2 protein-coding genes and 2 pseudogenes are annotated in these 2934 nt (G+C 60.0%); 1 reads left to right on the forward strand and 3 read right to left on the reverse strand.

The window, feature by feature from the left end; all coding sequences use genetic code 11:
- Positions 1-504 (reverse strand): tRNA dihydrouridine(20/20a) synthase DusA (gene dusA, locus EN893_RS26760; protein WP_128361903.1); only part of this gene is annotated, 504 nt, incomplete at its 3' end.
- Positions 505-1136: 632 nt separating this feature from the next.
- Between dusA and EN893_RS39505 the strand changes: the two are divergent.
- Positions 1137-1250 (forward strand): annotated as a pseudogene (locus tag EN893_RS39505) (conjugal transfer protein TraD); the annotation flags it as partial.
- Positions 1251-1794: 544 nt separating this feature from the next.
- On the opposite strand, the gene EN893_RS26775 reads toward EN893_RS39505, so the two are convergent.
- Together EN893_RS26775 and EN893_RS38270 are read right to left on the reverse strand one after the other, a co-directional pair.
- Complete coding sequence (locus EN893_RS26775; protein ID WP_164748881.1) at positions 1795-2610, reverse strand: transporter substrate-binding domain-containing protein; 816 nt, start codon at positions 2608-2610, stop codon at positions 1795-1797.
- Positions 2611-2648: 38 nt separating this feature from the next.
- Positions 2649-2934: pseudogene (locus tag EN893_RS38270) on the reverse strand (amino acid ABC transporter permease); the annotation flags it as partial.

The following is a 2934-nucleotide window of genomic DNA, read 5'->3' on the forward strand; positions in this document are numbered from 1 at the left end:
TGCATGCACCCACAATGCGTCGGCGCCGGCATCGAAAACCCCATCCGTCAGCGCATCCAGGGCCGGCTCCGGATCCTGCTCGTCGACGCCGATGCGGCATTTAACGGTCACGGGGATCTTCACCGCCGCTTTCATCGCCGCGACGCAGCCGGCGACGAGGTCCGGCACTTTCATCAGGCAGGCACCGAACGTGCCCGACTGGACGCGGTCTGACGGACAGCCGACATTGAGGTTGATCTCGTCATAGCCAAAGGCCTCGCCAATGCGGGCAGCCTCGGCGAGCTTTTCACGATCCGAGCCGCCGAGCTGCAGCGCGACCGGATGTTCCACCGCATCGAAGCCGAGCAGCCGCTCGCGCGCGCCATGGATGACCGCGTCGGCCACCACCATCTCGGTATAAAGCAGCGCATGGCTTGTCAGCTGGCGGTGGAAGAACCGGCAATGCCGGTCCGTCCAGTCCATCATCGGGGCCACAGATAGCCTATGATATTGATTTTGCAGCATTTTTTGTTTAACATCAAATCGTTAGAACGTGCCAAGTGCACACAATTTACGCCAGAATACGACCCTTTTTCGCCACGTTTCGATCTCTCAGTGCACACGGAGCGCACACGAAAAAATGGCCACCTACACAAAGCTCTCGTCCGGGTCCTGGCGTGTCCAAGTCCGTCGCAAAGGTCGCTACGTCAGCGAAACCTTCCTGCGCCGAGACGACGCACGCCGCTGGGCGACGAAACCGAGCGCCAAGTCGATCGCGGTGAGACACCGGCAAAGTCTCGAACAGCGCGCCTGAAAACCTTCGGCGAACTCATCGACCTTCATATCGACGACATGTGCGATATAGGCAAGTCCCCTCGCCGCTCCAAGGCCGCAGCCCTCGCTATGCTCCAAAGACATCTCGGCAAGTGCAACATCGCGGCTCTCGATCGCGAACGGCTCATTCGTTTCGGCCGTGACCGGGCTGCCCAAGGTGCTGGACCGATGACGCTAGGCATCGACATCGGTTTCGTAAAACTCATTCTGGCTCATGCCGTTGCGGTGCACGGGCTGCCCGTCAAGGTCGAACCGGTTGATCTCGCGCGGATCGCCCTGAAGAGGCTTGGCCTCGTTGGCAAAGGCAACCAGCGGGATAGGCGGCCGACAAATTGCAGAGCGCTGAAGGCGAGCATGCACGAGATCTATGGGCCGCGAAGGGTCGGCAGGCGTTCGATGCTGAACGGCGTGAAGAGTGGATGGGACGGCGAACTTAGCCACGGTTGGCGCGAGCAACGGCCAGCACGAAGCCCGAACAGCAGACTTCCGCCGGTGCGCCAGCGCCGCAGTCAAGCTTGCGCAATAAGTTTTCGCGCTCTTCGTCACTACCGGCGACAATCTTCTCTCGGAAGGGCGCAAGACTTGAGTTGGCGAAGCTCGTCAAAGCAGGCGCTGCCCTAGGAGCAAACTTCAAATGCCAGATCGTGTTCCCCTCGAAACCTCCCGCGCCCCACAGATGCGATCATGCACACTGCGCGTTGATAGAAGCTCTATAGCCAAGGTGCGAGCCAGCGGCACTGCTCTGCACAGCAGGAACGGGCGTAAAGCGAGGGAAGCTCCTCGCCTTGGATGAGGTCGGCGAGCTGACAGTCGCCAGTGTCGTCCGAATTGATGTAGGCATCGGCGGCGACGTAGTCGACGGCAGGCATTTAGCACACGCTCGGATCGCAGCCGCGCAGCAAACGTCCAGGCCGCCCGCCTCGCTCGGTTTTCTTCCTAAAAACGGGAGGCACAGGCGGAGCGGCCCTTCATACCAGCGGCTTACTCGATGACGCGGGCGCCACCGACATCTGCGGCTGACGGATCCAGCCCGTAAGCCTTGAGCGCTTCCGCGATCGCGCCATCCTTGCGGTAAGCTTCTAGGGACGTGTCAACGGCCTTCGCAAGATCCTCGTTGCTCTTGTCCAGCAGGAAGGCGGTCTGCGACGGGTTCATGGTCGCATCGATGCGCGGATCTTGTTTCAGCGCATTTACCTTATAATTCTGTCCTTCGTTCTGAATGACAGCGGAGCCGAAGCCGTCGAGCGCCGCCTCAATACGACCGGCATGAAGGTCCTGCGCGAGGTTCAGCGACGACGGATAGGTCTTGGAGCCTTCGTAAAGCTTCTCCATGTCCTGGACCCATAAATATCCTTCAACGGTGCCGACCTTCTTGCCCAGCAGACCATCGACAGTATCAATGCCGTTGGTCGAGGTGACGGACAGTTGGTCGAGATAGACCGGCGTAGACAGAGCGACGACCTTCGCGCGGGCGGCGGTACGATAGAAGCCGCCAAGCGCGATGTCCGCGCGCCGCGACTGAACTGCGGAAACCGCGCCTGGATATGTGAAGATCTCATAAGCGATCTCCAGGCAGTTCTCCTTGGCAAAACGCTTCACGAGATCGCCGTCGATACCCGCGATGCCGCTGTCTTTTTCGAGCGAATACGGAGCGGTGTTGGTAAGCGCGACTGTGAGTTTGCCCGCTGACACGGTTTCGAAAACGTGCTGCGGCTTGCAATCCTGTGCGGACGCGACGCTGGCACCCAAGGCCGTAGCAATGGCCGCGGCCGAGATAATCTTACTCCAATTTTTCACTGTGCTCTCCTCTGACATTGATGGTTTTTGATTGCAGGTCAGCCGAGATGGCTGCCCAGCCTACGTTCGGTGTACGAGACCAGCCACCCGAACGGGACGGTGATGGCGAGATAGAACAGGCCCGCCAAGATCAGGACATCGAGGTAGAGGTAGGTGGCCGCACCCACGCGATAGGCGCGCGCCAGAAGTTCGGGGATGGCGATCGTGTATGTAAGGGCCGTCGCCTGGAAGATGAGAATGGCAAAGCCCATCAGTGCGGGTATTGCGAACAGGATTCCTTGGGGGATCACTACGAAGCGCAGGATGTCCCGGCGGGTCATGCCG

It is taken from the genome of Mesorhizobium sp. M7A.F.Ca.CA.004.04.2.1 (assembly GCF_004022825.1).
In the GTDB taxonomy this organism is placed as follows: Bacteria; Pseudomonadota; Alphaproteobacteria; order Rhizobiales; family Rhizobiaceae; genus Mesorhizobium.